Genomic DNA, 5,332 nt, shown 5'->3' with positions numbered 1-5,332 from the left:
CCCGCAAAAGCTCTGCGTAAAGGAGACAAGGCGATGTTCGTCGTTTCCGACGACCGCTTTCACCTGACCAGCGGGAAACCTTCCGGAGAATTCAACGGAATGCAGGCTTCTGTGATTGGAGAGGAATTCGTCGGCGCGACTGCGGTGGTGCATCTTGAGGGCATCGGCGGGCTGCAGCTTAAAGCGCAGAAAAGCCACGAAGAGCTGGAATCCCTGAACCTGACGCCAGGTGCAAGGGTCTGGGTGTCATGGCGCGCTGGATCGAGCCATATCTTGCCCGGTGAGTAAGGAAACCCCGATCGCCGATGATCGGCCAAGGGTTGCAGGGGCAGCTTGCCGGGGCCTTTCGCGGCCCCGCCTTCATTACGGCCTATCAGGAGCCAGATTGGCTGGGACACAAGAATGAAAAAATTTGGATTCATCCTTGTCCGCAACTTCACGCTTTCTCCGCTGTCGATGTTTATCGATACGCTTCGCCTGGCTGGCGATGACGGCGACCGAAGCAGGCGAGGGAGGTTCGACTGGCAGATCGTCGGCGAAAAAGGCCTGCCTATCCGGTCAAGCTCCGGTGTGGAGGTGTTGCCTACCAGCCAGGTTACCGCCCCCGAGGACTACGACAACATCGTTGTGGTCGGGGGCCTTCTTAGTGGCGGCCAGCATCTTAGCACAGAAAAGGAAGCCTTCCTGAGGCTCGCGGCGCGGCGCGGCGTACCAATAACCGCACTTTGCACCGGGAGCTTCGTCCTGGCTCAGTATGGGCTGCTCGACAATTACCGTGCTTGCGTAAGCTGGTTTCACGTCAAGGAGTTTCGCGAAAAGTATCCTCACGTTCGGGCAAACGCCGACACGCTTTTCCTTGTCGACAGGGATCGGGCCACCTGCGCAGGCGGGGCTGGCGCAGCGGATTTGGCCAGCCACTTCGTGTCCAAGCTCGCAGATGAAAGGGCCGCCGAAAAGGCGGCAAGGATTCTAGTCTTGGACCGAATACGCACCGATCGCGACGTACAGCCCAACGGAGAGCTATTCCCGACAGCTGTAAGTCGCCATACCAGGCGCGCACTGCTTATGATGGAAAGCAGCATTCAAGAAAAAACGTCGGTGACTGACATAGCGAAGAAGCTCGGTATTTCCAGGCGGCAATTGGAAAGGCTGTTTTCCGAGGAGATACAGACAAGCCCTGTCGCGGCGTATCTCGCATTACGATTGCGATACGCTGGAACCCTTTTAGCCAACACTGACCTTCAGATAAGCGAAGTCGCGTATAGATGCGGTTTTCAAAATGCAGGACACTTCAGCCGGGTGTACCGTCAGAACGTAGGAATTCCGCCGTCGAATTTTCGAAAGGCCGGGACACCGCCGGGAACCGCAATGGGAACTGCCGCGTCTTGACGGCGTAGATAGCCAGGAAAGCAACCCTGCACGGCAGTCGTTGGAGGCGAACAATGGAGCCGCCCCGCCCCCTTTATCTGGACGATGATGGCGAGGTACGAAAAAGGCGGACGGCTAAAACGTCCCGCGGACATCGGTGGAGAGGAACACGCGCTACCGCGACATGCCGTGTGAGCAAAAAATTGTATTAGGCATGCGTCAGCGGCCCGAAGGGATAGATGTCCACTCGCTCCTGAACAAAACCGTCGACGTTTCGCCTGCCTAATCCGTCGCCTCGTCCTTCTATGTCGGGCTTGTGTCGCGTGGAAGGAGTGCAGCTATTTCGTCTGCCGGGCTCCTTCTGGCAGGATGCTTGGGCCTCTGCCCGAAGATTATGATTTAATACAGCGCTAGCCTGGGATTGCTCGGCGCTGCAAAGTCCCATGGCGCGGAGCGTCGCGCCTGGATCGTCTCGATCGCATATCTGCAGGTGGCGCGGCATTTGGGCTACGATCGGGTACATCGAAGCTACGGCTGCGCGTTTCGGTAGCCTCTGAGGTCATCGGAAGGGCCGATAACGGTTCCTCATGAAGCCATGCGATGTACTTATTTGCTGCGAACCCAACCGCAAATTACCGTTCCGGAACGGCCGAGGTTCATAAGAAAAGCGAAGCCAAGGCCTCCTTTGCCAACAAGAATGGGAGTGGCGGAAATGGGAAATCGCTTTACGGGTCGCATGCTTGCTCTGTCTTTGGTGGCGAGTGTGCCGTTCGTCGCAACGTCAGCGATGGCGCAAGATAAGCTTTCCGTGATGAGTTTCGGCGGCGCCTATCAGGAGGCGCAACGCAAGGCGGTCTTTGAGACCTACGCGGCGAGCACGGGAATCAAGATCGATGAGCAGGAGTATGGCGGCGAGATCGCCAAGATCAAGGCGATGATCGAGTCCGGCAACACCACGGTGGATGTCGTCGATGTCGATGCGCCGACGCTGCTCCAAGGCTGCGACGAGGGCATCTTCGAAAAGATCGACTGGTCGGCCATCGGGCCGAAGGACGATTGGATCGATGGCACTACATCGGAATGCGGCGTGGGCACCATCGTCTACGCGACCACGCTGGCCTATGACGGCGCCAAGCTGCCGAACGGTCCCTCGACGATCAAGGATTTGTTCGATACCAAGAAATTCCCTGGCAAGCGCGGCCTGTGGAAGAATCCGGCAACCAACCTGGAGTTCGCCCTCCTTGCCGACAGCGTGCCCGCCGACAAGGTCTATGAGACACTGTCCACGCCAGAGGGTGTGGACCGTGCTTTCGCCAAGCTCGACACGATCAAGGACAGCATCGTCTGGTGGGAAGCCGGCGCGCAGGCGCCGCAGCTACTTGCGTCTGGCGAGGTCGTGATGACCACCGCCTGGAACGGCCGCATCTACAACGCCAACAAGGAAGGCAAGGACTTCCGTCTCGTGTGGGACAACCAGATCCTCGATTCCAACTACTGGGTCATCCCGAAGGGTGCCAAGAGCCCCGACCGTTCGCTCGCCTTCATCAAATATGCGGTCGAGCCGAAGGTGCTGGCCGGCATCACCAAGTACATTCCCTATGGTCCGGTGCGAAAATCGTCTGCCGAATTCGTGGCTCCGGAGGATGCCAAGAACCTGCCCACCAGCCCGCAGAACCTGACGGTGTCGCTGACGCTGGACAATGCCTTCTGGGCTGACAACGGCGACGAGATCCGAAAGCGGTTCACCACTTGGCTTGCCCAGTAACTCGGACATGAGCGGGAGAGCATCGATGAATTTTTCCCAACCAATGTCCTTGGTCTCGGACAGGTCCGTCGATGCCCTTGTTCGGTTCGAGGAGGTGAAGAAATCCTACGACGGCATCAATTTCGTCGTGAAGGACCTCAACCTGAACGTCGCTCGCGGCGAGTTCCTCACCATGCTGGGGCCTTCCGGCTCCGGCAAAACCACAACGCTGATGATGCTCGGCGGCTTCGAACGGCCGACGCTCGGCCGCATCCTGCTCGACGGCAGACCGGTCGAGCGGTTGCCGCCGGAGAAGCGCAACATCGGCTTCGTGTTCCAGAACTACGCCCTGTTCCCGCATATGACCGTGGCGGAGAACGTCGCCTTCCCGTTGCGCTACCGCGGCATCACCGGAGCCGCAGCCGTCACTAAAGTCCGCGAGGCGCTCGGCCGCGTCAGCCTCGAGACGCTGGGCGACCGTCGCCCGGCGCAACTCTCCGGCGGTCAACAGCAGCGCGTCGCGTTGGCAAGGGCGCTGGTTTTCGAGCCCTCGCTTGTGTTGATGGACGAGCCGCTGGGCGCGCTCGACAAGCAGTTGCGCGAACGCATGCAGATCGAGATCAAGCAGTTGCAGAGCTCGCTCGGCATCACCATGGTCTATGTCACGCACGACCAATCCGAAGCGCTGACGATGTCGGACCGCATCGCCGTGTTCCACGACGGGCGCATCCAGCAACTGGCCGATCCAAAAACGCTGTACGACGAACCGGCCAACCGTTTCGTCGCCTCCTTCATCGGCGAGAACAACACCTTGCCCTGCACCCTGCTGGCGCGTGAAGGGGACCTTGGCGTCGTGCGCATGGCCGACGGCTCGACGTTCAAGGCCGCCGGCTCCGCGGCAGCCTTAGCCGGCGCGGACTTCAGCCTGTCCGTACGGCCGGAAAACATCAACCTCGCCGGCAAGGGCGACGAGGCCGGCCTCAATCGCATGACGGGCACGGTCCGCGACGTGTTCTTCCTTGGCGATCATATGCGCCTTTCGGTGGAAGCGTTCGGCGGGCAGCTCGTCACCGCGCGCATTCCGGCGCGCCGCGCCGGACCGTTCGCGCCTGGCGACGCGGTGACTCTCGAATGCAGCGTTTCGGATTGCCGCCTGCTGGGAGCCTGATCTATGAGCGCCGTGGACATCGACCGCATCAACGTCTTCATGGCCGTGCGCCGGGCGGCCAGGCCGGCGCGGCGATCGGCGTTCTCGCTCGCGCTGCCGCTGCTCGTCTTCCTTGCCGTGGCCTTCGTCACCCCCATCCTCTACCTGCTGGTCACGGCCGTCGCGAACCCGGAAACGCGCTCCGTGCTGCCGCGCACGCTGGCGGCGTTGCAGTACTGGGACGGCAAATCCGTGCCGGACGAGCCCGTCTACGCCGCGCTGGCCGAGGATCTGAAGATCGCCAAGGACAACAGCACCGCGGCCCTGCTCGGCAAGAGGCTGAACTACGAGATCTCCGGCATGCGAAGCCGCGTCCTCGCGGCCGCCAGGATGGTTGAGAAGTCGGCCGGCGGACCGTACAAGGAAAAGTTCATCCAGCTTGGACAGGAATGGGCCTCCCCGGAAACATGGGCCGTCATCAAACGGGACGGCGCTCCCTTTACTCCATACTACCTCTTGACCGCGCTCGATCTGAGGCAGGCCCCAGACGGCTCCATCGCGCGTGTCCATGGCGACCAGGCGATTTTCCTCGACGTGCTGGGGCGCACGCTGTTTGTGGCGGGGCTGGTGACGCTGTTCACGCTGCTTCTGGGCTATCCCGTCGCCTATGTGCTGACCATCGCGCCCCGGGGCATCGCCGGCATCATGATGTTGATGGTGCTCCTGCCGCTATGGACATCGCTGCTGGTTCGCACCACCGCATGGGTGGTGCTGCTGCAGTCGGACGGCATAATCAACGACATATTGCTCAGCCTGCACCTGACCGGCGAAAAGCTTCAGCTCATCTTCACCCGGTTCGGCACAGTCACTGCGATGACGCATATACAGCTGCCCTTCACCATCCTGCCGATCTACAGCGTCATGCGTGCCATCCCCGCCACGCAGCTGCGCGCCACGTCGGTGTGGTACCACTCGGCCGAGGCGAGCCCGGTCTCGATCGCCCGACGCGTGCTTTCGCCGACAAGGCTGTAGTCGCGCTTCTTCGCCATCGTCACATCGGCCTCCAATCTTCA

The 5,332-nt window shown here is 60.9% G+C and carries 5 protein-coding genes; all 5 read left to right on the top strand.

What is annotated here, in order from left to right; translation table 11 throughout:
- Positions 1-288, top strand: a 288-nt coding sequence (locus EOD07_RS21215; RefSeq protein WP_127236854.1) for a TOBE domain-containing protein, incomplete at its 5' end; no start/stop codon positions are given.
- 114 nt (positions 289-402) lie between these two features.
- Entirely contained in the window at positions 403-1,389 is a 987-nt protein-coding gene (locus EOD07_RS21210) for a GlxA family transcriptional regulator (RefSeq protein ID WP_127236853.1), read from the top strand.
- Between the two features lie 766 nt (positions 1,390-2,155).
- Positions 2,156-3,133, top strand: coding sequence for an ABC transporter substrate-binding protein (locus EOD07_RS21205; protein ID WP_348627778.1), 978 nt, complete (start codon positions 2,156-2,158; stop codon positions 3,131-3,133).
- A 25-nt stretch (positions 3,134-3,158) separates the two neighbouring features.
- Entirely contained in the window at positions 3,159-4,280 is a 1,122-nt protein-coding gene (locus EOD07_RS21200) for an ABC transporter ATP-binding protein (RefSeq protein ID WP_245470359.1), read from the top strand.
- Between the two features lie 3 nt (positions 4,281-4,283).
- Positions 4,284-5,291 (top strand): ABC transporter permease, encoded by a 1,008-nt coding sequence (locus tag EOD07_RS21195; protein ID WP_127236851.1) that lies wholly within the window; start codon positions 4,284-4,286, stop codon positions 5,289-5,291.
- Positions 5,292-5,332: the final 41 nt, after the last annotated feature.

The sequence above is a fragment of the Mesorhizobium sp. M2C.T.Ca.TU.002.02.1.1 genome (assembly GCF_003997225.1).
Note: the sequence above shows the minus strand (reverse complement) of the source record. Positions and strands in the feature narration are given on the sequence as shown.